Here is a 25674-nt window from a genome sequence, read left to right as displayed (position 1 = left end):
CCACCTACTTATCGGGGTTCAGAGGTCAAGGCAGCGGCGACCAGCTTGCGGGGATCGTTGACGGCCCTGATTTCACAATCGCCGATGCCCCGGTTGAGAATGAGGCGCAGTACCCCTTCCCTGACTTTCTTGTCCCGCCCCATGGCGTCCAGGTAGTCATCGAGGGGGAATCGCGGCGCCTCGACGGGCAGGTCGAAGGAAAGCAGCAGGGTCCGGAGCGCATCGACGTCCTCCTGGGAGCAAAGACCCAGTTCTTGGGAAATCCTTGCCGCAACAATCATGCCGATGGCCACGGCCTCGCCATGCCGGAATTCACTGTAGCCGGAAAGGGTTTCCACGGCATGGCCGAAGGTGTGTCCGAAATTGAGAATAGCCCGTAAAGAGCTTTCTTTTTCGTCAATTTCTACAACATTCGCTTTTATTTGGCAAGATTTCATTACCGCGGTGATCAGACTGCCCGGGTCCAGCCCCTTCAAGGCCTCACGCCGGTCATTTAGCCACAGAAAAAACTCCCGGTCGCGGATGATTCCGTACTTGACCACCTCGGCCATTCCCGCGGCAAATTCCCTGGGGGGCAAAGTGGCCAGGGTATCCACGTCGATGTGCACCAGGCGCGGCTGGTAAAAGGCCCCGATCAAATTCTTGCCAAGAGGGTGATTGATCCCGGTCTTCCCCCCCACCGAGCTGTCAACCTGGGCAAGCAGGGTGGTAGGGACCTGGGCAAAGGGGATACCCCGCAGGAAGGTGGCGGCGGCATAACCGGTCATGTCGCCGATGACCCCGCCCCCCAGGGCGATCAGACCGCTGCTGCGGTCGAAGCCGCCTTGGATCAGCTCATCATAGATCGACATGAGGGTCTGCGCGTTCTTATGCTCCTCCCCATCCGGCAGGACCACCGTTCTGGCGATAAAGCCGCTGCCAGCCAAGCTCTCCAGCACCCGCTCCCCGTAATGGCCGGCCACCGTGGGATTGGTGACCACGGCGACCTTGCGGGGAAACTTTACGCTCTGAAGCGCCTCGCCGAGCCGCTCGAGGATACCCGCCCCGATCCAGATCGGATAAGAATTTTCGCCAAGGCCAACTGTTATTTTTTCCACCAAGTGCCACTCCATTCGTTCAGTTTGCCGAGAACCGCCAAAGCGACCTGTTCCGGGCTGCCCTGGCTGCAGTCAACTCTCAGGTCGGCCTGCAGATAAAGCGGAAGCCGTTTTTCCCACAGGGCCATGACCTTCTCCCAGCCGCCCTCGGCGCTGGCAAGCGGCCGTCCCTCGCCCTGCCCGATGCGCTCTTGCAAAACCGCCCAATCCGCCTCCAGATAGACCACCGGACCGAATCGGTGCATGGTCTCCCAATTTTCGGCGCGGCCGACGATGCCACCTCCGGTGCTGAGCACCGTGCGCCGCACCCCCTGCAGAGAGCGAAGAGCGGCCGATTCCAGCTGGCGGAAAGCCTCCTCTCCTCTGAGGGAAAAGATCTCGGGGATGGACCGTCCGCAGATCTGGACAATAACCTGATCGAGATCGACGAAACGGTAGCCCTTCAATTGTTCAATAGCTTTGCCGACCGAGGTCTTCCCGGCCCCCATGAAGCCGACCAGGACGATATTCGGGGTCATTGTTTCCATACGGATCGTCCCTGCAACCCCCTTCTTACGAAGGGACACCTGCCTACCAAAGTTGGCCACCGCCGCCGGCCCGCTTCTCCAACCGCCAGGATTCGAACAGGTCTCCGGCGAAAAAAAAGGACAGGCCGGAGCCTGTCCTTGGGATGATACCCTCATTGCACCAGAGGGGCAAGCACCTCATTGAACGATGCGCGGGGTAATGAAGATCAGCAGTTCGGAGCGCTGGTTGGAATCGTTGCGGGATTTGAACAGATGCCCCAAAATCGGGATCTCCATCAGCCATGGCACCCCGGCGTCGCTGGAATTTTCCGATTCAACGAAAATCCCGCCGATTACGGTGGTTTCGCCGTCCCGTACCAGCACCTTGGTCTTGGCTTCCTTGGTATCGATACTCGGGGCGCTGCCGACCCCCACGCTGACGTTGGTGCCGATGCTGCTGTTGGTGGCCTCGATATCGAGAATAATACTATTGTCGGGGTTGATAACCGGTTTGACGTTCAACTCGAGGTTGGCATCGACGAACTCGGTCTTGACGCTGTCGCCGTCGGAGGAGACGTAGGGAATCTTGGTCCCCTGGCTGATTTTGGCTTCTCCGCCATTGAGGGTCGATACCCGCGGTGTGGAGATGACCTTGCCCTGCCCGGCCGATTCGAGGGCCGAGATGCGCAGGTCGAGCACAGTGCTGTCGATGCCTACCTGACCGAAGGTGATGCCGGAGCCCAGACCGGCAGCGCCGACCGCCCCTGCTGCAGGAGGAGAAATCAGGAAACTGCCGCCCAGGCCCACGTTGAAATTGGGATCTGCATCGGTTTTACCGGAGGAAATACCCCATTTCACACCGACATCCCTGCTGAAAGTGGAGCTGGCTTCAACGATCCGTGCTTCGATCATCACCTGGCGCTCGGGGGTGTCGAGAATCTTGACCAGCTTGACGACCTCGCCGACCGCGGCGGGTACGTCGGTAATGATCAACTGCTTGTTGCGCTTATCTTCGGTGATCTTGCCCCGCTCGGTAAGCAGTTCGCGGCTGGGGGCGGCGACATTGGCCAGATCCGAGTAGCTGACGCTGATAACCTTGGTCGAGAGGTCTTCAAGTTTCTCCTTGGTGCGAGCGGCGGTGAACCTCGCCTCTTCCATTTCCCGGATTTTGCCTTTAGGCAATACCCGCACCACGTTCCCCTCGCGCAGCATGCCGAGGTCCTTGATATCCATCACCAGGTCAAGGGCCTGGTCCCAGGGCACGTCGATCAGCCGCAGGGTGATGGTGCCCTTGACCTCATCGGAAACAATGATGTTCAGTTCGCTGACTTCGGCGATAAGCTGAAGAATCTTGCGAATATCGGCATCATCAAAAACCAGGCTGATCTTCTGACCCGTGTAGACGGCCTTGGGGATGGCCACCGCCTCAGGTTCGAGCCGAGGGGCAACGGGTGCGGCGGCCGGAACAATCGGCCGCGCCGCGGTAACTCCGGGGATAGCCGGCGCGACGCCCGCAGCAACCGCAGGGGCGACCGGGACGGTCACGGTGCTCAGCGGGGCCGGCGAGACCTCGGCGAATGCCCCGTTGTCAACCCAGAACACCAGGTTATTACCCTCTTGCTGCAGCGAGTAGGGAACCGGCCCCTTCAATTCGACGGCGAAACGCACTTCCTGTCCCCCTTTTTCCTGAACGGTATAGGGGGTGATCATCCGCACCGAACTGGGAAACGCGGAGGGGTCGATAATCCGACGCAGAGCTCTGCTGATGGAGGCATTTTTGACACCGAAGCGGACGATGTCCCCCCTGGCAACGGTCTCGGTAACCTGGGCGGGCCCGGAGAGGGTCACGGTGAAAACGGAGCGCCCGCCGCGGACCTGGAAATCGACCGCCTCCACCGACACCGAGGTGCCTGCGGGCCGAGGCGCCGGGCTGATCGGGGCGCCGGTTCCTTCCCAGGTCACCTGCACGGCACTGTCCTGCTGCAGGACGTCATGCCGGGGCAGCTGATCACCCTGGGCATCGAAAACGAACCGGGTCCGGTTATCATAGGTACCGACCCGGATCTGCGAGAACCCGTTGGCAGAACTGAAGGCTCTTTCGGCGAATCCAGGCTTTACGCCGAACAGGTCCACCACCAGTCGGGGCGGGGCGCTAAGGCTGAAAAACTTGAAGTCCTCGAGGATCCCATCGGTAAACAAAGTGGCGCGCCCCGGTTCCACATCCACCGATTTAACCACCGAGGCAGCGGTTGCAGCCCCGGCAGGGGCTGCGGCCACCGGCGCGGCAATCTGCGGTTTGGCGAGGGCTGTCTCCTGAACCGCCGGCTTGGCCGGGGCCCCGGAGAAGGTCACCCGGAAACTGGTCCCCGAAAGGTGCACGTTGTAGCCGGCAGGCTTCTCCAGCAGGATCTCTACCCTGCCCAACTGGCCGGTGGCAAGTTCGTGGGAGGAGATGCGGACCTCCTGAACCCCGGGCAGGTTCACGGCGACCACCTGACCGACCCCGGCCACGTCCATGTTGGGATAATCGATCACCACCCGGATCGGGTCAAATGAGTCGTAGACCGTGTAGCGATAACCGACCGGGTCCTTGGTCTGGATGTTGATGGTAGGCTGGGTCTTGTCCGCATCGGCGGTTATGCCGAGGATCCTGTTCTTCCCCTGCCCCCCCTCTTCGGCCCGAGCCGGGACCGGCGAGGCCACAGCCGTCCATAGCAGAGCCAGTGCCAGCCCCCAGGAGAAAAGGCCTCGAAGCGTCGCCCTCGTTTTCACATGCCCAAATAGCCGCATTTTACTCAACTCCTTCTCGCTGAGGAAGTTGGATTGCCTGGATGCTTCTCCTCACTTCACCAGAAAAATCGTAGTAGCGCTCCTCGACTTCGACTCCATCCTTGGTAATGGCGGCAACAGTGCCGTCATTCTTGCCGACCTTGATCCCTTTTTTCAGGATGAAGGATTTGCCGTCAGGCGCCACGACCATGGCCCGGGGTTCGCCTTTGCCGATGATCACCCCGATCAACCGCAGCTGACTGAGGTCGAACCGTTGCAGGGGCGTCAGGGGCTCGTCCGAAACAGCCATCGGCCTTTTTACCTCGAGCAGCGGTGTAAAGGGGTCGCGCCGCCCCGAAGGGTCATAGGCATACACCGGTGCGGGCGGTTCCTGAACCACCTCGACATCTGCGCCGGCAGGTTGTGGTTCCGGCTTGGCGACCACCTTTTTCGGAGCCGGAGCCGGCGCGGGTGGCGGCGATTCCTCGCCGCAGCCTGGCAGCATCCCCGAAACCGCCGCAGCTGCCACGGCAATTAGCAACAACTTTCGGACCATGTCAAAATTCCTCTTCCGCATCACTTGCTGGTAGAGCCTTCAATAAACCGGAAAGTGGTAGCCAGAACATCGACGGACAACTGGGTCCGGCCATCCTCGGATTTGGGGGTGCTCAGGCTGAGGTTGTTAAGGTTGACAATCCGCGGCAACCTGCTTATCGCATCGGAGAACAGGCCGACCTCGTGGTAAGAGCCCGCAAGCCGCAGGGTCACCGGGACTTCCGCATAAAAGCCCTTGCTGACCTCGGAGTTAGGCTGAAACTTGAGCACATCCAGGCCATTTTCCTTGGCGAGAGAGGCGATGCTGGTCAGCAGAGTGGGAATTTCTTTCTCGTTTGGCAACTCGCTCAGGGCAGCGTCCAGCTGTTCCTTCATCTTTTCGTATTCGGCGCGGAACTTGGGCAGGTTGTTGGCGATCCGCCGGTCTTCCTGCAGTTTGGCTTCCAGGGTCCGGTTGCGCTCCTGCAACTGAGAATACTCCTCGCCCATAGGCAGGTAGACCAGGTAGACGAACAACCCGGCAATCAACAGCATGATCCCGACCAGGATCAGGATGCGCTGGTAGGCGGGCAGCTTCAGGACTTTTTCAAGGCGAGGGTTCATAAGTCCATGCACCTCATCATTTTTCCGGGGCCTTGGGCGGCGCTTCCACCCGGCAATTCACGTTAAACTTCTGCATTTTCAGGCCAGACTGGACCATCTGTTCGACGACCTGAAGTTCAACTTTCTGGTAGTAGGGCGAAGCCTCGAGGTTGCGCAGAAACTGGGCGACGGTTTCTTCGTTGAGGCCTACCCCGGTGAGACTAACTGCACCACCTGACTCTTTGAACGAAAGGATCCAGAGCTTGTCGGGCAGGGCGCTGCTCAATTCATCGAGCAGATGTACCGGGCCCGACTTGCCAGCCTTGAGCTGGTCGAGAACATCAAGCTTGCCGCGCAGTTCGGCCTGCAATTTCTTGAAATGGGCGACCTCGCCGATGGCCTTGCGCAGTTGGTTGATTTCAGCTTCTTTCTGAGCGATGGCGGCCTTTTCGTCGTTCACCCTGCCAGCCAGGGAAGCGTACACACCTCCGCAGCCGACTGCCACGGCGATCAAGGCGAGGGTCAGGATAACCAACTGGCCCTTGAGCTGCTCTTTTTTCTGGGCCGCCCTGACCGGTAAAAGATTGATACGAATCATTTGTCGCCCAACCTCCTCATGGCCAGGCCAACCGCCACCGTGAACAGCGGGCCGATGGCCTTGATGTATTCCATGTCAAAATTCTTTTCGTCCACCACGATCTGCCGGAAAGGATCCATCCCCTCGACGGGGATCCCCAGCCGCTGCTCGAGGGACTCCTTGACCTGTGTGGCCTTGGATACCCCGCCGGTGATGAAGATTTTCTGAACCTTTTCGTCGGCCGAAGTGGCCGAGAAAAAATCCAGGGAGCGCTGAACCTCCTGGCAGAGCGTTTCCACCGAGTCCTGCATGACCTCCTGCAGTTCGTCGGGGTCAACGTCTTCCAACTCTGCTCCCAGCTTGACCCTTTCGGCATCCTCGCCGCTGAGGCCGAGACGTTTCTGGATCTCCTCGTTGAACATATTGCCGCCGACCTGAATGTCGCGGGTGAAGACGGAAACCCCCTCCTTGAGGATATTGACGTTCATGGCTCCCGCCCCCATATTGATCAGGGCAACGATTCCCTCCGCGGCGGTCCCGTAGCTGGCCTCGAACGCATTTTCAATGGCGAAGCAGTCGATGTCCATGACCACCGGGTTCAAACCGCACTCGCTAAACACAGCCACGTAGTCGTTGACGAACTCCTTTTTGGCAGCCACCAGGACGACATTCATCTGCGAGGGGTCTTTGGCGTCGGGGCCGAGGATCTGAAAATCAAGGTTGACCTCGGAGATCTCGAAAGGAATGTACTGCTCGGCCTCCCACTGGATGGAGGACTCCATCTCCTCCTCGGTCATGATGGGCAACTGGATCTTGCGGATGATCACCGAGTGGCCCGAAATCGAGGTGGCGACGTTTTTTGTTTTGATCTTCTGGCTTTCCACCAGGTTGCGAATGGCCTCGACCACGGCGCTCGAGTCCATGATCGCATTGTCGACGATGGCCTCGGGAGGCAGCGGATAGTTCCCCAGCCCGACCAGCTGGTATCCTCCCTTCACCTCCCTGAGTTGCACCGACTTGACGGAACTCGAGCCGATATCAATGCCGATTACGTCTTTTTTGCCCTTGAATAGCATCTGCAGGACCCTGACTCAGAGGTTTAAAAGCATCCTTGCCTGAATGTTGCTGACCAGTAACAGCAAAGCCCGTACCAGTTAGCCCTCGTGCTCCGGGAAAACTTTTTCCCGATCGCCCAGACTGAGCCCCAGAGCGAGGATTATTTTCCGTTTGGTGGCCATCCGGCAGGCGGCGCCGCTTTCAATGCGATCCACGGTCAGCGGCGAAACCCCGGCCTTGCGGGCCAGTTCGGCCTTGCTCATCAGCAGCGATTCGCGAATCTTCTTAACCTGATTTTTTTCCATCGCAACACCCGGTAGCATACATATACCCAAATTAGGCATAATTATATGTCTATTAAATCTAGTGTCAAGCAATTTAAATGGAAAATACCACAGGATCTCGGGAACTTACTCGCCCATCGCTGAGAATACACTAGATCATGGGATTAGGCGAAGCCAATCATACAACATCTTGGGGAAAGATTTTTAGCTCTTTGGAGGGAGAACAGATTTGCTTAACGGGTGGGTACCATTGACTAGGGAAGACCCAAAAAAATCGGAGGCATCTGCCCCGCCAGAAGCGCAGAGCCTGCCAAGAGCCTCCCTAAACATCTGAAAACACATGGAATATAAGCGACTTCGTGTCCGGAATTAAACCTGGCCTAGGTGACAAAAAATGACAGATACCAGTGTATTATGGCCCTTCCCCAGAACAGGAAGATCAGCGCCCCGGCAGCCAGGAACGGCCCGAACGGTATCGCCAGCTTGCTGTCAGCCTTCTTGAGCAGCATCACCGGCACCCCGACCAGCGAACCCAACAGCGAACTGATAAAGATGATCGGCAGCACCGCCTTCCAGCCGAGGAAGGCCCCCAGCATGGCCAGCAGCTTGATGTCCCCGCCCCCCATCCCCTCTTTCTTGGTCAACAGTTCGTAAACGAATGCCACCAGAAACAGACTCCCCCCCCCGATAAGGATTCCCAGCAGGGAGTCGCTCCAGGAGATCCAGGGGATGGCGAAGGAGCAGGCAAAACCGATCGGAATCCCCGGCAGGCTGATCACGTCGGGGATGATCTGGTGATCCAGATCGATGAAAGTGATGACAACCAGCGTCGCAACGAACAGCCAATACACGGGGGTTGCCCAACTGATGCCGAAATAATAAAGCACCAGGACAAAGAGCAGGCCGGTCAGGGCCTCGACCAAAGGGTAGCGTGGAGAAATCCGTACTTTGCACGAGGCACACTTGCCGCCAAGAAGCAGATAACTGAGGATGGGGATGTTCTGATACCAGCGGATCCCCGCCCCGCAATTCGGGCAGCGCGACGGCGGCGATACGATCGATTCGCCGGCGGGGATGCGGTAGATGCAGACGTTGAGAAAGGAGCCTATACAGGCGCCGAGGGTGAAAGCGAAGCCGAGGGCGAGATAGTAGATGGGGGGCAAAGCGGATTCTCCAATCAATAGGCGCCGTCTTTTTTCAGTACGGCAGGAATGGTTTTCAGCAAAATCATGAAATCAAGCCAGAGGGACCAGTTTCGAACGTAAAAAGTATCGAGCATCACCCGCTGCTGGTAGTCGATGTCGTTTCGCCCACTCACCTGCCACAGGCCGGATATGCCCGGACACACCGCCTTATAGTAGGAAAAGTAATCTCCATACTTTTCGATTTCGTCCACAACTATGGGGCGAGGGCCGACCAGACTCATTTCTCCCATGAGGACGTTTAACATCTGGGGCAACTCGTCAAGACTCGTTTTTCGCAGGATACGGCCGATCGGGGTGATTCGCGGGTCATCCTTCAACTTCCGCTCGGCCAGCCATTCCCGTTGAGCCGCAGGATTTTCGGCAAGGTATCGACTTAACCGCTCATCAGCGTCAATCACCATGGTGCGAAATTTATAGCACCAGAAATCCCCTCCGCCGGCGCCAATCCGTTTCTGCCGAAAAAACACTGGACCGGGAGAAGTCACCTTGGTTGCCACACTCAGGGCGAGTAGCATCCCTCCCCAAAAAGGAACAGTTACCAGAATTGTCAATATTTCAAAAGCACTTTTTAGGTACCGGTTCGACCTCTTCATTAAATTGTTCTGGAAGGACAGAAAAAAGTACCTCTCAACCTTCTCCACGTCGACATTGAGCTTGTCCGCGTCAAAAAGCTCCGGAAGTACCGAAACCCGCGGGACAAGCCCCTCGGCTCGCTTCAATAAATCGAACTGCGTGATACGGGATTCTCCCGGGAGGGCAATGATCAATTCATCAATGCGCTGGGAGGCAACCACCGACTCCAGATCGTCCAGCGCCCCATAATGTGTTCCGGGCATGCCCGGGGCCGTTGCTTCACTGCCCAGATAGCCAACCAGCTCATATCCCAACTCAGGAAAATGCTTCAAATGACTGGCAACCCGGGCGGCCTCGGCACCCGCCCCGGCAACAAGAATCCGCCGAGGCCAGAAAGAACTTCTGGCCAGCAGGTGCCGCTTGACCCAGATCCGCAAGCCGACCAGAATCCCGGGAGCGGCAATCCAGGCAATAATCAGGGCGGGACGCGAAACATCGGCCCCCCGCTTCATGATGGTCATGACGGCGAGAAACAGGATCAAGGCAATGGAAACGCTGCGCAACAGGTGCCGCAATTCCTCCCAGGCGGTATGGCGACGCCAGTAGAGACCGTCATAGGCGAAAACGCCAACGCCGATCACCAAAAGCCAGAGGTATTCAACCCGCCATGCAGGATCGGTTTGAAAAATATTGGAAAGATGAGGCAGAACGAGCTGGCGGAAGGTCACACCCAGGACCACCGCCATCGAGAGCCCCAGCAGGTCAGCGGCGACCAGACTGAAAAATATCCTTATTTGCCGCCTCACTTCGAGCCAGCCCCCCGGAACTTTTCAAAATGCTCGGCAACGCGGGCATCAATGAAGCTCCTGATTTTTTCATTGAAAACGGACTTGTCAAAAGCAAGACTATGTTCGCGGATACGGCGAGGATCAAAGCTATCCGCCAGGGTTTCGAATTTCAAAATTGCTTCATTCAGGCTTTCAACCGTAGGCTCGGCGAAAAAAAATCCTGTTTCCCCGTCGACAACCGTCTCGAGAGCCCCACCGCGGGCGAAGGCAATCACTGGTCGACCGGAGGCCTGAGCCTCCACCGGAGTGATCCCGAAATCCTCCTCCCCGGGAAAGATAAACGCCCTGCAGCGGGCATAGTGATCCTTGATTACCGAAAAAGGCTGGCGGCCAAGAAACTTCACTGAAGGGCCCGCCAGCCCTTTGAGCCGTCCCAGTTCCTCCCCCTCTCCGATCACAACCAGAGGCTTGCCAAGACGCGAAAATGCCTCCACCGCCAGGTCGGGGCGCTTGTATTTAACCAACTGCCCGACCATCAGGTAAAAGTCACCCTGCTCGTCGGCCAGACCGAACTCTCCGGTGGCTACTGGAGGATGAATAACCTCGGAATTTCTCCGATAATGTTTGCTGATCCGTCGGGCCACATGCCTGGAATTGGCAACGAAATAATCGACCCTGGAGGCAGAGGCCAGATCCCATTGCCGCAGATAATGAGCAAGCGGCACCATGGCCAGCCGTTTCAGCCACCCCGTATCGCGGCGGTAGTCATGGTACATGTCCCAAAGGTATCTCATCGGGGTGTGGCAATAGCAGATATGGCAGGTTTCGGGCCGGGTCAGGACCCCCTTCGCCGGGCCGGACTCGCTGCTAATGACCAAGTCGTAACCGGACAGGTCGAACTGTTCGAGGGCGATGGGGTAGAGCGGGAGGAGGCTTTGATAGTGCTTTAGTGCACCGGGAATTTTTTGAACGAAGGAGGAGCGAATGTTATGGCTGGTGATCTTGTCTGAAATTGAATCAGGGTCAACTACAAGACTGTAGACATCCGCCTGAGGAAAAATCTCACATAAAGCTTCGAGGACCTTTTCCCCACCGCGCATATTCGCTAGCCAGTAATGGACGAGTGCAACTTTTAATCTATTAAGCATTATCTTTCCCAAAACGTAAAACAAACGGAAATGAAAGGCCCCTTGGCCCCATTACAATGTACGCTTTAACCGAACTAATTTAGATGTTTATTAACCGCGGCCTGGAACACTTCAATATAATTTTCCACAATTTTCTCTGGCAGGAAATCTTGAGCTTTCCTGAGACAGTCTTTTCTCATTCGCCCTGGGAGAGACTTATCTTCTATAAATTTTTTCATTTTTGACACAAGTGCCAGCGGTTTTTCAGGATCAAAAACAAACCCGGTTCTCCCCTCTTCTACAATTTCCGGAAGCCCTCCTCGATCGGATGTGATCACGGGGATCCCGTGGCCATAAGCTTCATAAACGACCCGGGCAAGGGGCTCATTCCACAGAGAAGGCACCACCAATACATTGATTTGATTAAAAAGGTCCTCTGGCTTAACATAACCAAGATACTGTACCTTAGTAGAGGAAACCAATTTCTTCAGCTTGTGAAGATAACGTTCATTACCCTCCCCTGCAATAAGCAATTGGGTATCCGGTTCGTTCAACCGATTAAAGGCGGCAAGAAGCAAATCAATCCCCTTAATCGGAGTGATGCGCCCGAGATAGCCAAACCTAACTCGATCAGGTCTGGGTGTTGGGAGAATTGAAGAACCGCTGGCCCTGTAGCCGTTATATACAACCCACGACTTGGCCTTGAGGAACAAACCGCTCTCAACATGCTGCTTGAGAATGAAATCGCTGTTTCCCACTACATATTTAACTCTTTTCGAAAAATATTTCCGCAACCATCCATAGGTTTGACAGATTCCACATTGGGATCGGCAATTCTTCCTGTTCCTAAACATCCCCATAATGCAAAGCAGGTAGTGGTCACGAATGGTATGGACAAATGGAATACCTCTTTTTTCAATCGCTGGCCAAACAGCTACTGAAAATCCTGCGAGATTATTGGTATGAACCACATCTGGGTTCTCTGCATCAAGAATTCTCCCGACCTTGTGGGCCATAACGGGATTGTAAATGTCAAACAAATGCCAAAACGGCTTAAGCACTCTTTTTTGCAGGGAGTCCCGATAATGCCAATACAGATTGGTGTACTTCAGTGAATAGACCTTGACACCACCGACAGAGAAAACCCTGTCTGTCTCCCCCACAGTAATCACAAAGGGTATATGGTTTTGGGCCAAAAGGCCTTCGGCAATCACCTGCACGGATTTTTCCGCGCCACCTACTCGGTAGGGGTGATACAAGGTGTTCAATAGGCAAATCTTCATTATTTTGGCATGTGCTTCATTCGAAAGGTATTTTCATTGTAAAAATGCCAGGATTTATTAACTCCAAAAGGGACAATTAGTGCGTCCCGCCGGACGCAAGGCGGTAAACCCGGTCAAGATAATTGCTTCTGTATTGATCAACATAGCTCGATGCAAACCTTTTTGCTTCTTCCCTGCTTTTTTCACTGACTTTTGCGAATTCCATGCCTCTGCCCTTCCCCTTAAGGAGGTTTTTATAAGAGACCTGTTTCCCAACTCCGACCGCAGTCAACGCAACCGAGAAATCTCCGACAGATTCGGTGTAAATGGGCAGGACACCGGAGGAAAGATACTCAAGAACCTTTGTCGGTGAAGCCACATAATTGACCATACAGGGTTTACGCAACACGAAACCATAATCCATCAATTCCAAGAAATGAGGTACTATTTTATGCTGGGCACTGTAAAGCAATACATTTTTCAGACCTTTGTTTAATACCAATTTCCGAAACTCCCCCTGGTCATGACTCAAAATTGTCAGCAGGCAGTTGTTTGATTCATTTTCTACTGATAGATAGAAGTCGAGTGTCTCTTCACTAAGTTGCCATTCCTGATTCTGACCAATGTAACAAAAGTTGGGACCAGGGTTATTTTTAATTTTTTGGAACACTTCTCTTCCAGCTGCATCAGGAAAATCTTGACCAGTTGGACAGAAAAAATCGAGACCAGGCAGCATCGGCAGGACAACAATCTTTTCTTCTTGGAGATCACTGTACTTGTTTAACAGGTATTTTTTAAAATTTTCCGACACAACCGTAATTAAAGACGCGCCTATTAGATTTCTCGACTCACATATGTTGTAATAGTTACTACCGATAAACTTCTTAATGCCGACCTCATTCATCGCGTACTCTTTTGAGACCAGACCATGATAATCAAAAATAAGTGGAATTTTACTGGCTTTTACCAGGCCAACAATAAGATTGGCAACTTGTAGGTTCTGCACGTAAATAAGGTCGGGAGGTTGATTTTGCAAGGTGAAATTATTAAATATGCCTGTGTATGTTCTGAAGTTCAATAAAAATGGGCGGAATGCGCCAACGTCTCTTATTTGGGCAAGGCTTTCATATTCTTCCAGACCGTCAACCCCAAAGGGGACCCACAAGGTAATCTCATCGAATACCTGGCGTAATAGTTGAATCTCGAACTTGACCCGGCGGGAATATCCAGAGTGGGCATAAACACCGGGGTCAACAAACATCCACATCTTCATTTCAATCGCCTGGAGAAAATACAACCGAAATCGTTGCGTTCCGGTAACTCATATCGATTCAGTCCCAAATGCCTGTTGCAATCTCAGCGAACTTCCTGGCTTGATTTTCATTGTTAAATTCTCTTATCCAACGGGCAATGTTATGTTGCTGCCGGCAATACCGATCGGTCGCTGGCTTATTAACAAGCTCTTGGACAACGGATTTCATTTCCTCATAATCCTTACAGAGATAGCCAATGTCTCCCATTTTCCGAAAATAATAATCGAAGAAGGGGTTCTCAATCGCAATGATCGGTTTTAAAAAGGCGAACGCGTCAAACAAGGTTCCGCTTGCTCTTAGTTCATACTCGGCTGGATCTAAAAAAAAAAGAGCGTAATCAATGGCCTTTGCGCGGGTGCAAAATTCCGCCCGGCTTAGCGGTTGGTCTGGCGAAGGCATCACAATGGCACTGGAGGCAAAATCATCGATATCCCTATCGACCAATGAACCGACTAGGGTAAATTGTGTTTTTGAGTTACCGCGACCATAACATACTTCTTTGGCCAGTTTGAAAAACAAATCGATCCCCTTGGCCCTTACCCCAACACCAAGAAACCCAAAGGTCAGGCCTCTATCTATTTTGAGAATTTCTGATTCGGGCGGTTGGAAAAAATAGGGATGATCAATTGAGAAAACCAGGGGGCCAAGCCTGGGGAATCGCTGTACCAGGGCAGCCCTTATTGATTCCCCCAAAACCAAATATCTGAGGCGGCCCGTGTCAAACCATAAAAGGGCATTGCGAAACCACATTGGATATCCAAGGATCCGCCTTTGGGGCCACTGGGTTACCGAAGACAGAATTCCATGAGGAACAACAATGCATCTCAAGTCGTCATACAATCGCTGCAACAGTTTAATTGCATACAGGAATGAGGTCGTTGTTGAACAGAACAACAACCTCCGAACCTTATTTCTCCTGGCCAGTTTGAAAACTTCATAACAAAGCTTGAAGTCTGGCACGACCTTCGAAATTTTGGGGCCTTGCCTGTTCGCAATGGCAACAGGCACGAAATCTATGTGGCCAAGCCCTCGGTCGGAAAGGTTTTCTCTGACTTGTTCAAGGTGATCTTTTTCCGCCAGGAAAAGGATTTTCTCATCGGAAAATGCCTTCTTTACCGTGGTTATCAATGCACTGTTTACCGGAACATGCTCAAAACCGGAACATTGCGGTTCACAGATGATTATCATGCCACCCCCACAGGTCACAATAGGAACTCTTCACGCGTTCCCAGCTATTTTCCTGCGCAAACGACAAGGCCGGCCTGGTTTTTGACTGACCCAATAACAAAGCATTGATACAGTCCGCAACCTCATCACTGTCTTGGGCGATCCACATCATCTCCCGGGAATGCGGTATCATTTCTAAATAATCTTTTTTCAATTGGTTGTCAAAAACGGAAACAACCGGCTTTCCCATGGAAAATGCCTCAAGAATTCCTAGATAACCTGATGTCAAGACGATTTTTGCATTTCTGAGGACCCCCTCGGTTTCTACAAGGAACCCTTTAAACTCAATGTTGTTCAGGTTATTCCGACAAGCATAGCCTTCAAGCTCTTCCCGCAAGGGCCCATCGCCACAGATGATGAGACTGAGATTATCATTTTCTTTGGCTATTTTTTCCCAAGCCTTTAAATAGGTGAATATCCCTGTATCCGAGGCCAACCTTCCGATATACACGGCATAATTGCCCTGGTCGGTCGGACCAGTGTTTTGATGCACCCCTCCGTAAATCACATAGTCTGGTTTGGTACCGTACCATTTAGTTATGTAATGACCGATGCAAATATTGCCGTCGGCTATTTTTTCACAGATTTTTCTTTTAAAAATGACATTTTTCTTGGGAGGAAAAACTCCCTCCCATCCATGAAAGGTAATGAAAACCCTTTTCCAAATCAGCTTTAAAAACAATACAATGGGGGCGCAAGACCACATAGCGCTGTAATCGTGAAAGTGAACAACATCCGCTGTTACAAAGGCCGGCAATTTCATTAAAACCCGGAGACAATTGCTGAACCTACCCGCAACTCCCTTGGTGCTGTTTTTCAATCTTATGACGTCGACACCCGCAACCTTTTCGAAATTCTTAAGCGAGTCTTTGTGCTTTCTCACAATGATGGTGACGGTATGACCATCTCTCAACAATCCTGTTGAAAGTTCTCGAAGATGCTTTTCAACCCCGCCAATATGGGGATAGTATTTTTGTGCGACAAAAAGTACCTTCATACCAATTTCGATTTCGACTCCAGCCAACCGGTCTCCATGGGAAAGGCATCCATCACGATATGGTCTTCAACTTTTCCCGGATATTGTTTAGAATCAAAGAAAGCCCGATAACTTCATTTAAAATTAGTGCGATAGCCGCGCCCAATACACCAACTTTCGGCAGAAGCAGGATATTGATTCCCACAACAACTATCAATTGACAAAGATTTATCCACCAGTAGACGCTAACCATTCCGAAACTGTAGCCAATCACGCCGACAGGACACACCAGAATCGAAATACAATATCTGAGGCACAACAGTTGGGCTAGCAAAATACCCCCTTCATACGCCGAACCGAATACCCAGGGAATAAACAGGGGGGCGACTATGGAATAAGCCACCGCACACACAGCGATGGCCACGCTGATTCCGAAGGTTTTTCTGAGCAGTTTTTTGATTTCTTCCCGGCATATTAACGATGATGCCCTGGGCCAAAGGGCGGTATTGAGGGCCCCCAACAACATAACCAGTGGCAAAGTGAGTCTAGTAGCGACACTATAGATGCCTATTTGGTTCGTATCTAGAAAAAGGCCCATCAGCCAGACATCTGCCCTCATGGTCAAAAGAACCGTGACCGATGAGAGCATCATAAAAAAGGCAAAAGATTGGCCATCGAAAACCCCTGGATTTTCTGACCCTGAAGAGGCCGTGCCAGGAACCAGCCAGAAGTTTTTCAGTTTCCCCTTCCCGGCCGCCCCCCCCCGCCCCTCCATCGGGTTGAAAAAAATTGACCTGGGCACCAGAAAAACAGAAATGGCGGAACTAAAGGCCGATGCAAGGATGGTAACGACAATAACCCCATTAACCGACCAATTGCCCAGATAAGCGAGTAGCGACACCCCCACCAGCAATAGAAGTGTTTGACCGATCCCGACCAAGGCACTCATTTTAAAACGTTTGATGGACTGGAAATATATGATCGGGACTGCAGCGATGGCACCAAAAACCGCTATCAACAGGCTCAAGCGCACCAAGGGGGTCAAATGGTCTACATGCCAAAGCTTTTCGACGACCAATGGAGTAATGAAAAAGCCCGCCACGCATAGCAACAGGACGGCAAACATGCGCCGGTGAAAACTCCAGCACAGAACAGCCAACTGAAGCTTTACATTTCCCTGCCCGGCGGCTCGCGAGGCAAAGCGAATGGCTGTTTGCCCGATACCCAGATCTGACAGGCCAAGGATAAAGCTTGAAACGCTCATTACTAAGGCATACTCCCCCATTCCGTCCGCCCCTAAGCCACGGGCCATCAGAACCGAGATTATTATTCCGGAAAACGCTTTAAAAGCCTGAGGCGCAGCAGAGATGATAACATCCTCTACCGCCTTGCGCGAGGAGGCCAAGGTTGATATGACCCACGCGAGTGGGGAAGAGGCTGTTGAATGTTTTCCCGGGCCCATGGCCGCCCTTACCTTCCAGCAATGAGGAGGCGTTACTGCCCCTCAGCGCGGTGGTCGCTTAAACCCTTCATCAGCACAGCCACAATGCGCTCACTGGCTTTGCCATCCCCATAGGGGTTATACGCAACGTTTTCAGATCTGTCCAAACCCGAATGGAAGAGCATGTGGGTCGCATGCCGAAAAATGGCACTCGGATCTGTCCCGATCAGACGAACTGCACCACTTGCCACCACTTCGGGCCTCTCGGTGGTATGGCGTAAGACGAGAACAGGTTTGCCAAGAGATGGGGCCTCTTCCTGGATGCCGCCGGAGTCGGTGAGAATCAGATCTGATCGGATCATAAGATAGACAAATGCCAAATACTCTTGCGGCTCGATGAGATGTATGTTGGCGCATCCCCCCAGTAGCCGAACCACGGGATCACGGACCTGGGGATTCAAATGCACCGGATAAATGATTTGCACACCGTCACAGCTTGCAAGATCAACCAATGCCCGACAGATGTCCTTGAGCCCATCGCCAAAATTTTCACGACGATGCCCTGTAACCAGGATCAGCTTTGCCTGCGGGTCCAGAAAAGAAAATTTTTCGGCCAGTGATTTTTGCACAGCGGGGTCGGATTTAATCAGGCCCGTTACCTTAGACAGCGCATCAACGACTGAATTGCCAGTGACATGAATTTTGGATGGGGAGACACCTTCTTGCAACAAGTTCTCACGCGCCTGATCGGTAGGGGCAAAATGCAAACACGCGATACCAGCGATCAGACGACGGTTGATTTCTTCAGGCCAGGGGGAGTAGATGTTTTTGGTACGCAGTCCGGCCTCTACGTGTCCAACCGGGATTTTTTCATAATATGAAGCCAAACCGGCTGCCAGGGCCGTGGTGGTATCACCATGCACCAGCACCAAGTCGGGGCGCAGGTCTCGGAGTACATCACGCATGCCAACAAGAACATTTGCTGTAATATCAGTGAGATCCTGCTTTGGCTTCATAAGATTCAGGTCTACATCAGGAAAAATTTTAAACAGGGACAAAACCTGATCGAGCATATGCCTGTGCTGCGCCGTCACGCAAACCAGACTGTCAAAGCATTCCGGGTGGTCCCTCAGTGCCTTCACAACGGGAGCCATCTTGATCGCCTCGGGCCGTGTTCCAAAAACGGACAAAACCTTCAACAAGACATACCTCTTCAAGTATTTAACAAAGCAAGGGGATATTCAGAGCGCGGAAGAAAAAACCATTTTGCCTCTGACGGATGTCAGATCCCGGATGCAACCAGACAATTTTTCGAAATAACTCGGGTTGATCTTTTTGCCAAGGATCCAGCGCCTCAACGAGTGTCTTATGATCCCGCTGAGGAAGGTAATGGCAGTAAAAATATGACATTGGGCACGGGTATCGTTTTTAAATCCTTGGAGGAATCGAAACGGCTCTTAGTGTAGACTTCCTTATTGCGACCATTAGAGCTCTCCACCAAACCGTTATTCTGTGAGTGGCGCGGCGGACTGAGGCGATGGGCAAAATGGTGTTCAGCAAAGAATTTGTCGAAGCCATTTCTCAATTCCCGGTGTTTTCGTCCAATTTTTCTACAAACTTGCTAGTACTGAAAACCCGCCCATTTTTCATAATGAGCCACTCGCCCCCATACGGATCAATCGGGATTTGGTCAATATACCCCCCCGAAACCAGATCCTCAATTTTCTCAGGTAGGGAACCTCGCTCCTCACGGTATTTTTGCACCAAATCTTCAAGCAATGCAGCCTTCTCCAAGGCCATCATCCTAAGGTTCAGCCTGCTTTTCAGACGTTCGTCACTGGTCTGCGCAATAACCCCTTTAAGAAACATTACGGCCGTGTGCGCTTTGTCTCCGTAATATCCAATCCGCGCAGCAAGACCGGGCAAAAAGGATGGGCTGTTGGGCAAACGACTGGCCATCATCAAATATTCAGCGCCCTTTTCAAAGTCCTTAAGAAAAAAGAAATGGTTAAATCCAATAAAAAAGGGCAGTTGCCAGTCATTCACCCGATACTCGAGACCCTTCTCCAGCAAACGATTGGCGTCTGCATAGTGGCCTGCTTCCCAGGTCAGAAGGCCCTCGGCCAGAATATAAGGATCGAGAAAATAAGGATCAAGATCAGTTATCGCATCCAAACTGCCAATTATGTACTGCCAATCCTCTTGACTAAGTTCCTGCCCGAAAACAACCCGTTCACCAAAAAAAGTAATCGTTTTGAGCAACAAGAAATCGGACAACAGGCCTTTATACTCCAGCGCCAGCACCCGACTGTATTTTGACGGGATCACGTAGCCGGCCTCAATGCTACGCCGCACTTCCTCTCGCTGGCCCCAGACCTTGTCGCCAAGGTAATAATAGCAAGGGAGCAACAATAGAAGCACGCCAAGCAGAAAAACCCTGCCCCACATCAGTTAAATTCCCGTCTGCTGAAAATAATTGAGCCACAAACCAACAAAATCGTTACGTAAACAGCAGCATACCCTAAAGAAAATACGAGCCTGTCCGAAGCAATAGCCAGACCATGGGCCGCTTCAAGTTTAAAATCGAAAACGGAAAAATTGGGAAAAACAAAGGACACTAGGTCGATGAATTTTTGCATATAGACCGGGAAAGAATCACCGGACAAGCCTGATTTCAAATAAAAAACAACTTCTTCAATAGCCTCACCAACGATGTAGGAACAAATACCCAACACCAGAGTTAAAAAAGAGCTCGTGGTAATGGCGCTGAAGAAGACAACAATGGAACTCAGAACGGCCAACTTCACAAAGATAAAAATGCAGGCCTGAAAAAAAACCAACCAGGAAAAATTCCCGAAATAAACCGGGTAAAGAGCCCTGAGCCCAAAAACCGTCACGCTAGAGAAAAACAGCAAAACAGACAGGGAAACCAGAACAAACCAGACAATCCCCAGATACTTTCCCCATAGATATTCAATGCGGCTTATCGGCTTGGAGAGCACCAGGTGAATGGTTTTGCGGTCAATATCTTTGGCCATCAGGTTGACACCAACAAACAACACCAGGAGCAGACCGGAGAATGACAGAGCGCTCAGGTTCATATCAACCGTCACTTTGCCAATCTCACGCATGAAAAAGCCGGCCACTGCGACATTGAGGCCAAGCATAAAAAGCGAAAAGAAAAGAATACCGAAAAGCGAACGATTACGAATCCCTTCCTTGAATGTGATCAATGCCAGAGCCGCTACCCGCCTCATGCCGCATGCTCCTTTACAGTCTGCAGAAAAAGCTCTTCGAGAGAAACCCTCTCCGAGCGCGTTGCCAGCACAGGTATATCCAGAGCCACCAGTCGCTGTGAAACTTCAGCAAACTGGCCTGGAGCGATGGACAGCATGCATCCGCTCGGCGTTTTCAGGAACTCGCCGGGGACGGATCGCAAAGCCTCTTCTTTAGGGTCCGACACCTGACCTAACAGCAGGTGAATACTTCGTGCCCGCTCTTGCTCGAAGTCCTGAAGGGAAAACTCCCTGACCAGGCGACCTGCAACCAAAACCCCAATCCGGTCACAAAGCCTTTCGACATCGCTAAGGATGTGTGAGCAAAAAAAGATCGTCTTTCCCTGCTCCTTCAACTCCATGACAACATCGAAAACCATCTTGCGCCCCAGGGGGTCAAGCCCCGACATGGGTTCATCAAGGATCACCACCGACGGATCGTGCAACAAGGCAAAACAGATCCCTGCGCGCTGCAACATCCCCTTGGAAAAGGTGCGCAATGGCCTTTTCTGGGCCGCCGCCATCCCTGTTCGCTCCAGCAGGTATTCAATCCGGGCCCTGGAAACCTGAGGTGCGATCTCGGACACCTGGCTGCAGAACACCAACAGCTCCCGCAATGTCAGATGATCATACAGGTATGGATTTTCAGGAAGATAGCCGATCTCTTTCTGTATTCCGGCCTCAGCCAATGGCTTGCCACGAAAACATATTGTGCCGCTGTCTGGCCTGATCAATCCAAGCAACATGCGAATCGTCGTACTCTTGCCGGCCCCGTTTGGTCCAACCAGACCGAAAACCTCTCCCTCTTGAACATCCAGACTCAGGTCCTTTACGGCGGAAACCTTTTTTTTGAAGAGCCCGGGATCATAGGTTTTACTGATGTTGGAGAAAGACAGCGCTATCATAATCAAGGCCCAATTTTGGAGTATTTTTTGGATAAAACGATTCTATCGTGCGCCCTGTCTGCCTGGCGGCTTCCACGACATCAAGGTAGTGACGGAAAGCCCAGCCAGGGCCAAAGAGCGGATTTAAATCGATACACTTCAGGATTGCGGTCTTCGACCTGTTTTCATCTCCAGCAACAAACAAGACCCGTGCCAAATTGTACCAAAGCCAATAATCGCCACGTACGTTAACACCGCGCTCAAGAAAAGGAATCAACTTAATGGCCAAGTCTTTGTCCTTTTCACGGACAGCATATCTGACAAAAGGGATTATACCCTGGGTTACCAGTTCGGTTTCGGCGAAAAATCCCTCTGAAAGCGTAGAGTATTGCGTGAATTCCTCGACAACATTATCTTTATTAGAAATATCGTGGCTCAAATTACTCACGCGTAAATCGCTGATCAAGGACCAACCCCCGCAATAAAACAAGGCACCGCAGGAAAAAATTAAAAAGAAGCGACTATATTTTCCGAGTTCAATCGTTAGAAACTGCTCCTTGGGGAGCAACGTTGCTAATATTGCCAAAAAGATTGCCAGAAGTGGTGAAAATCGCAGTGGCCAGCTAAAGCTGGCTTGGACAAAAAAAGGTATCAGAGATAAAAAAGCAAAAATTGTGTATTGATCATTTTTATTTTTTATTTTTTTAATGATTTTGGTGATCGAGACGCATAAAAATAAAATCAGAAGGCAAAAGGAAATAGTTCCTCCTTCCGCAAGTACTTGAAGGTATTCGTTATGCGCCCAGCGCGTATAAGATAAATCCTCATATTCAAAACGAAGAATTTCAAGGGCTTTTAATTGGTATTCAAACAAGTATTTTTTAAAACTATCTGGTCCAAACCCAAACAGTGGATTATCATAAGCCATTAACAGTGAGGAAAGCCACATGTTTATCCGCGAGGTGATGCTGTAGGATTGCGCTACATGGTGGCCAGAGACAAGGCTGGGGTCAAACAGAAACAGCAGTAACAATCGGCGAAAACTATAGGCAATTAAAACAAGGCCAGTCAATAGCGCAAACGGTTTCCAACCTAGGTGGCTGGGGAAAAACTCTGGATGGCGTGATTTAATCCATAATAAGCTAATGGCTACTATTGTAAATGCAATCTGTCCTCCACGGGAATCCGTCTGGAAAAAATTGACTAGGAGCAATAGAGCCAGAAGTAATCCCCCACCCTGAACCCATTTGGACCTTTTTCCCCACACCTCCTTGAAATACACGTAGGTAAAGGAACAAAGACCTGCCGTCATCAACAATGCATGAAAGTTTGGTTGCCCAAACGGGCCACTGATACGAAGGCCCCAGGTCCCAGGCAAAAGGTAGGGAATAAGCATTCCAGCGCGCCGGCCATTCACCAAAAAATCAATGCCCTGCCCGAGTCCCAACAGTGCGAACAACACAGCGACACTCAGTAGAACCTTCATGACCACAGTGATCGCATCGGTGCAGCGCTGGTTCCAGCATGCAGTCAGATAAAAAAAGCCCCAGGCTACAGCTGCCATTCCGACAAATTGCCAAGCCGACGCGGGATTACCATTCAAGGATGTGGAGATGCAAAGAGCGACAACGAATCCCCCCCCCAAGCAAATGGATGAGTCCAAGTAAAGCTTTTTCGCGCGGGACAATTCAAAAACCAACAACGATATGACGCAGAAATATAGCCAATAGGCTTTTGCGGTCGCATTGGGGTTAGTCAGCCAGGGAAAACTGAAAAAGGGGAGCGTCAGCAGGAGTCCGGACAAGCCAAATTTCATAAATTCGTCACGCAGATTTTAAAAAAAAAGCCCCTCGTCGAAAGAGGGGCTTTTGCATGAACTCAACTTCTTTACTTTGCAACCTGAGCCCAAGTATCAGAATCCCATGCCGCCGACTGGTCAGTCGGGATAGCCTCGGCAGAAGTCACGTCGTCTTTAGTCTGGTACAGGCCAGAATAGTCGCTGTCGGCGCCGTAGGTCTTGGTTCCCTTGGAGTTAAATGTACCCATCAGGTACTTATTGCCATCCGAGAGATAGGCAAAGGTGACATTGGGCGAGAAAGTGAGGCCCGTCAGGTCTGCCGCACCACCATTAGCATCCGGAATAGTGTCACAGGAAGTAAAAGTGCCATCTACAGAACAATCGGCAGCCATCGCCGGAAGAGCAAATGCCCCAACGAGCAGGCCGGCCATGATCAGAGCGAAAAGATTTTTCCTCATCGTTATATCCTCCTTATTTCGTCAAGTTAGTTGGGGTAGTGGTAGTTTTCGGCAAAGTAGGCTTCGACGTTGGTACGCACGGTCCGCACGTCACTCTGGGCTGCGGAGTTGAACGCCTTCTGCCGATAGGAAGCGAACTGGGGGATAGCGATGGCGGCGAGGATACCGATGATCGCGACAACGATCAACAGTTCGATCAGGGTGAAACCCTTCTGGTTCTTTCTGAATTTCTTCAGCATGCGCTTTCTCCTTTCAACTGTGGGCAAGTGGCTGCCGGACCCTCCGGCACTAAGAGATCGGGTTGTTCTTTTTCCCTCCCTTGAATCGATGGGAAGCCCTCGATCCTTTGCACTACTACAAGCAACCCCCATGCCAACAGGTAAAAACCCTTTTCAAATTTTACTTTTTCGTTTGTTTTCGTGGACTTGCAACCCTTCAGGCAATATTGACGTGTCACGATACCTACCCCTTTGCGTCATTTGCAGGTGACAATAACCGTCACCCCCCCTCCTCATCGGGGTCGATCCCAAACTTGGCCAACCGGTAGCGGATGGAGCGAAAGGTGATTCCGAGCAGTTCGGCAGCCTTTTTCCGGACCCCTCCCGTCTTGTCCAGAGCCTTGAGCAGGATATTTTGCTCGATTTCCCCCAGATAACCGTCCAGGTCAAAACCCGAGTCCGGAATAACCAGCCCCGGGCCTGCGCCAGGTCCATTAGCGCTGCGCAGATTGGCCGGCAGGCAATCCTCCCCTATCTCTTCGGACTGCCCCAGGACCACGCAGCGCTCCACAACGTTTTCAAGTTCGCGAATGTTGCCGGGCCAGTGATAGTCGAGCAACCTACGCATTGCCCCTTCGGCGACCTGAATATCCTTTTCCCCGATGATTTTTTCAAAAAAATGCTCAATCAGCAGAGGGATATCCTCGCGCCGCTCGCGCAGCGAAGGGAGCTGAATGCGTATCACGTTGAGCCGGTAAAAGAGATCCTCCCGAAACTGACCGTCGGCGACCTGCTGCTCCAGGGTCTTGTTGGTGGCGGCCACCAGGCGCACGTCCACCGGGATATCCTTGGTCCCCCCTACCCTGCGAATCTCCCGCTCTTGAAGAACCCGCAACAGCTTGACTTGCATCATCTGCGGCAGTTCGGCGATCTCGTCGAGGAAGATCGTGCCTCCCTCGGCCACCTGAAATAGCCCCTGCTTCTGCTGTACCGCCCCGGTAAAGGAGCCTTTTTCGTGGCCGAACAGTTCGCTCTCCAGCAGATTTTCGGGGATCGCACCGCAGTTGATTGGGACAAAAGGCTTATCGCGCCGTTCGCTGTTGTAATGGATGGCCTTGGCGACAAGCTCCTTGCCCGTACCGCTCTCACCGGTCACCAGCACGTTGGCCTTGCTGGATGCGACCTTCTGGATCAGGTCATAAACCTCCTGCATCGGCTTGCTCTTGCCCACCAGATTGCCGAAGGAGTAGCGCTTGCCCAGCTCCTTTTTCAGGGCAAGATTCTCCTGGCGGAGCAGTTTGCGCTCGAGGGCGTTCTGAACGATGAGCCGAATTTCCTCGTTCTTGAAAGGCTTGGTGATGTAGTCGTAGGCCCCCTGCTTCATCGCCTCGACCGCCTCCTCGGTGGTTGAGAAGGCGGTAATCATCAGCACGACGGTTTCCGGAAAGCGTTCCTTGATATGCTTGAGCAACTCGATCCCGCTAACCCTGGGCATTTTGATGTCGCTGATGACCAGATCGTAGGTGCACTCCTTGAGCCGCTCGACGGCCTGGCCCCCATCCATCCCGACATCGACCTGGTAACCCTCTCGGTGCAGCATGATGGCGAGAAACTCCCGCATGCTCTCTTCGTCGTCGACGACCAGGATTCTGTATTTTGAGGAATCAAGTGCCATTTTTTTCTTTCCCTTGGGTGCATCAATG

The 25674-nt window shown here is 52.3% G+C and carries 24 protein-coding genes; all 24 read right to left on the bottom strand.

What is annotated here, in order from left to right; all coding sequences use genetic code 11:
* Positions 1 to 8 precede the first annotated feature (8 nt).
* A complete protein-coding gene (gene aroB, locus DESUT3_RS08950) occupies positions 9 to 1112 on the bottom strand; it encodes a 3-dehydroquinate synthase (protein ID WP_221252139.1) in 1104 nt (367 codons plus the stop codon).
* A complete protein-coding gene (locus DESUT3_RS08945) occupies positions 1085 to 1624 on the bottom strand; it encodes a shikimate kinase (protein ID WP_221252138.1) in 540 nt (179 codons plus the stop codon). The genes aroB and DESUT3_RS08945 overlap by 28 nt, the downstream gene beginning before the upstream one ends.
* A 177-nt stretch (positions 1625 to 1801) precedes the next feature.
* Positions 1802 to 4306 carry a type IV pilus secretin family protein gene (gene pilQ / locus DESUT3_RS08940; RefSeq protein WP_221252137.1) on the bottom strand — a complete coding sequence of 835 codons (2505 nt, stop codon included), beginning with the start codon at positions 4304 to 4306 and terminating at the stop codon, positions 1802 to 1804.
* Positions 4307 to 4394: 88 nt separating this feature from the next.
* Entirely contained in the window at positions 4395 to 4928 is a 534-nt protein-coding gene (locus tag DESUT3_RS08935) for a pilus assembly protein PilP (protein WP_221252136.1), read from the bottom strand.
* 20 nt (positions 4929 to 4948) lie between these two features.
* Positions 4949 to 5530, bottom strand: coding sequence for a type IV pilus inner membrane component PilO (gene pilO, locus DESUT3_RS08930; protein ID WP_221252135.1), 582 nt, complete (start codon positions 5528 to 5530; stop codon positions 4949 to 4951).
* Between the two features lie 16 nt (positions 5531 to 5546).
* Positions 5547 to 6107 (bottom strand): PilN domain-containing protein, encoded by a 561-nt coding sequence (locus DESUT3_RS08925; protein WP_221252134.1) that lies wholly within the window; start codon positions 6105 to 6107, stop codon positions 5547 to 5549.
* On the bottom strand, positions 6104 to 7162 hold the full coding sequence (pilM, locus tag DESUT3_RS08920) for a type IV pilus assembly protein PilM (RefSeq protein ID WP_221252133.1): 1059 nt from the start codon (positions 7160 to 7162) through the stop codon (positions 6104 to 6106). The genes DESUT3_RS08925 and pilM overlap by 4 nt, the downstream gene beginning before the upstream one ends.
* Positions 7163 to 7240: 78 nt before the next feature.
* Positions 7241 to 7447: a helix-turn-helix transcriptional regulator gene (locus DESUT3_RS08915; protein ID WP_221252132.1), complete on the bottom strand. Its 207-nt coding sequence runs from the start codon at positions 7445 to 7447 to the stop codon at positions 7241 to 7243.
* 359 nt (positions 7448 to 7806) lie between these two features.
* Positions 7807 to 8589 (bottom strand): prepilin peptidase, encoded by a 783-nt coding sequence (locus DESUT3_RS08910; RefSeq protein ID WP_221252131.1) that lies wholly within the window; start codon positions 8587 to 8589, stop codon positions 7807 to 7809.
* Between the two features lie 14 nt (positions 8590 to 8603).
* Positions 8604 to 10010 carry a sugar transferase gene (locus DESUT3_RS08905; protein ID WP_225911662.1) on the bottom strand — a complete coding sequence of 469 codons (1407 nt, stop codon included), beginning with the start codon at positions 10008 to 10010 and terminating at the stop codon, positions 8604 to 8606.
* Positions 10007 to 11140 carry a glycosyltransferase family 4 protein gene (locus DESUT3_RS08900; protein ID WP_221252129.1) on the bottom strand — a complete coding sequence of 378 codons (1134 nt, stop codon included), beginning with the start codon at positions 11138 to 11140 and terminating at the stop codon, positions 10007 to 10009. The genes DESUT3_RS08905 and DESUT3_RS08900 overlap by 4 nt, the downstream gene beginning before the upstream one ends.
* Before the next feature lie 74 nt (positions 11141 to 11214).
* Positions 11215 to 12387: a glycosyltransferase family 4 protein gene (locus DESUT3_RS08895; RefSeq protein ID WP_221252128.1), complete on the bottom strand. Its 1173-nt coding sequence runs from the start codon at positions 12385 to 12387 to the stop codon at positions 11215 to 11217.
* A gap of 91 nt (positions 12388 to 12478) precedes the next feature.
* A complete protein-coding gene (locus DESUT3_RS08890; RefSeq protein WP_221252127.1) occupies positions 12479 to 13654 on the bottom strand; it encodes a glycosyltransferase family protein in 1176 nt (391 codons plus the stop codon).
* A gap of 58 nt (positions 13655 to 13712) precedes the next feature.
* Entirely contained in the window at positions 13713 to 14882 is a 1170-nt protein-coding gene (locus DESUT3_RS08885; RefSeq protein WP_221252126.1) for a glycosyltransferase family protein, read from the bottom strand.
* Entirely contained in the window at positions 14866 to 15945 is a 1080-nt protein-coding gene (locus DESUT3_RS08880; RefSeq protein WP_221252125.1) for a glycosyltransferase family 4 protein, read from the bottom strand. The genes DESUT3_RS08885 and DESUT3_RS08880 overlap by 17 nt, the downstream gene beginning before the upstream one ends.
* Before the next feature lie 25 nt (positions 15946 to 15970).
* Positions 15971 to 17359 carry an oligosaccharide flippase family protein gene (locus tag DESUT3_RS08875; RefSeq protein ID WP_221252124.1) on the bottom strand — a complete coding sequence of 463 codons (1389 nt, stop codon included), beginning with the start codon at positions 17357 to 17359 and terminating at the stop codon, positions 15971 to 15973.
* A 32-nt stretch (positions 17360 to 17391) separates the two neighbouring features.
* Positions 17392 to 18537, bottom strand: coding sequence for a non-hydrolyzing UDP-N-acetylglucosamine 2-epimerase (wecB, locus tag DESUT3_RS08870; RefSeq protein ID WP_404827040.1), 1146 nt, complete (start codon positions 18535 to 18537; stop codon positions 17392 to 17394).
* A gap of 382 nt (positions 18538 to 18919) precedes the next feature.
* Entirely contained in the window at positions 18920 to 19786 is an 867-nt protein-coding gene (locus tag DESUT3_RS08865; RefSeq protein WP_221252122.1) for a hypothetical protein, read from the bottom strand.
* Complete coding sequence (locus DESUT3_RS08860) at positions 19786 to 20595, bottom strand: ABC transporter permease (protein WP_221252121.1); 810 nt, start codon at positions 20593 to 20595, stop codon at positions 19786 to 19788. Before DESUT3_RS08860 ends, DESUT3_RS08865 begins: the two co-directional genes overlap by 1 nt.
* Positions 20592 to 21518: an ABC transporter ATP-binding protein gene (locus tag DESUT3_RS08855; protein WP_221252120.1), complete on the bottom strand. Its 927-nt coding sequence runs from the start codon at positions 21516 to 21518 to the stop codon at positions 20592 to 20594. Before DESUT3_RS08855 ends, DESUT3_RS08860 begins: the two co-directional genes overlap by 4 nt.
* Positions 21487 to 23301 carry an O-antigen ligase family protein gene (locus tag DESUT3_RS08850; protein ID WP_221252119.1) on the bottom strand — a complete coding sequence of 605 codons (1815 nt, stop codon included), beginning with the start codon at positions 23299 to 23301 and terminating at the stop codon, positions 21487 to 21489. The genes DESUT3_RS08855 and DESUT3_RS08850 overlap by 32 nt, the downstream gene beginning before the upstream one ends.
* An 83-nt stretch (positions 23302 to 23384) precedes the next feature.
* Positions 23385 to 23753: a hypothetical protein gene (locus DESUT3_RS08845; protein WP_221252118.1), complete on the bottom strand. Its 369-nt coding sequence runs from the start codon at positions 23751 to 23753 to the stop codon at positions 23385 to 23387.
* Positions 23754 to 23779: 26 nt separating this feature from the next.
* Positions 23780 to 23992 (bottom strand): type IV pilin protein, encoded by a 213-nt coding sequence (locus DESUT3_RS21210; protein ID WP_221252117.1) that lies wholly within the window; start codon positions 23990 to 23992, stop codon positions 23780 to 23782.
* Positions 23993 to 24251: 259 nt separating this feature from the next.
* Positions 24252 to 25646, bottom strand: a complete 1395-nt coding sequence (locus DESUT3_RS08835; RefSeq protein WP_221252116.1) for a sigma-54-dependent transcriptional regulator — start codon at positions 25644 to 25646, stop codon at positions 24252 to 24254.
* Positions 25647 to 25674 lie beyond the last annotated feature (28 nt).

This window comes from Desulfuromonas versatilis (assembly GCF_019704135.1).
GTDB classification, from domain to species: domain Bacteria; phylum Desulfobacterota; class Desulfuromonadia; order Desulfuromonadales; family NIT-T3; genus Desulfuromonas_A; species Desulfuromonas_A versatilis.
The sequence above is the reverse complement of the archived record's forward strand: the minus strand, read 5'-3'. Positions and strand labels throughout refer to the sequence as shown.

Excerpts from the sequence above, each read along its gene's own strand:
- DESUT3_RS08885 (WP_221252126.1), bottom strand. The coding sequence starts at position 14,882 with ATGATAATCATCTGTGAACCGCAATGTTCCGGTTTTGAGCATGTTCCG.
- DESUT3_RS08890 (WP_221252127.1), bottom strand. The coding sequence starts at position 13,654 with ATGAAGATGTGGATGTTTGTTGACCCCGGTGTTTATGCCCACTCTGGA.
- DESUT3_RS08925 (WP_221252134.1), bottom strand. The coding sequence starts at position 6,107 with ATGATTCGTATCAATCTTTTACCGGTCAGGGCGGCCCAGAAAAAAGAG.
- DESUT3_RS08915 (WP_221252132.1), bottom strand. The coding sequence starts at position 7,447 with ATGGAAAAAAATCAGGTTAAGAAGATTCGCGAATCGCTGCTGATGAGC.
- aroB (WP_221252139.1), bottom strand. The coding sequence starts at position 1,112 with ATGGAGTGGCACTTGGTGGAAAAAATAACAGTTGGCCTTGGCGAAAAT.
- DESUT3_RS08945 (WP_221252138.1), bottom strand. The coding sequence starts at position 1,624 with ATGGAAACAATGACCCCGAATATCGTCCTGGTCGGCTTCATGGGGGCC.
- DESUT3_RS08845 (WP_221252118.1), bottom strand. The coding sequence starts at position 23,753 with ATGAGGAAAAATCTTTTCGCTCTGATCATGGCCGGCCTGCTCGTTGGG.
- DESUT3_RS08935 (WP_221252136.1), bottom strand. The coding sequence starts at position 4,928 with ATGGTCCGAAAGTTGTTGCTAATTGCCGTGGCAGCTGCGGCGGTTTCG.
- pilO (WP_221252135.1), bottom strand. The coding sequence starts at position 5,530 with ATGAACCCTCGCCTTGAAAAAGTCCTGAAGCTGCCCGCCTACCAGCGC.
- DESUT3_RS08835 (WP_221252116.1), bottom strand. The coding sequence starts at position 25,646 with ATGGCACTTGATTCCTCAAAATACAGAATCCTGGTCGTCGACGACGAA.
- DESUT3_RS08875 (WP_221252124.1), bottom strand. The coding sequence starts at position 17,359 with ATGGGCCCGGGAAAACATTCAACAGCCTCTTCCCCACTCGCGTGGGTC.
- DESUT3_RS08900 (WP_221252129.1), bottom strand. The coding sequence starts at position 11,140 with ATGCTTAATAGATTAAAAGTTGCACTCGTCCATTACTGGCTAGCGAAT.
- pilM (WP_221252133.1), bottom strand. The coding sequence starts at position 7,162 with ATGCTATTCAAGGGCAAAAAAGACGTAATCGGCATTGATATCGGCTCG.
- DESUT3_RS08855 (WP_221252120.1), bottom strand. The coding sequence starts at position 21,518 with ATGATAGCGCTGTCTTTCTCCAACATCAGTAAAACCTATGATCCCGGG.
- DESUT3_RS21210 (WP_221252117.1), bottom strand. The coding sequence starts at position 23,992 with ATGCTGAAGAAATTCAGAAAGAACCAGAAGGGTTTCACCCTGATCGAA.
- DESUT3_RS08865 (WP_221252122.1), bottom strand. The coding sequence starts at position 19,786 with ATGTGGGGCAGGGTTTTTCTGCTTGGCGTGCTTCTATTGTTGCTCCCT.
- DESUT3_RS08860 (WP_221252121.1), bottom strand. The coding sequence starts at position 20,595 with ATGAGGCGGGTAGCGGCTCTGGCATTGATCACATTCAAGGAAGGGATT.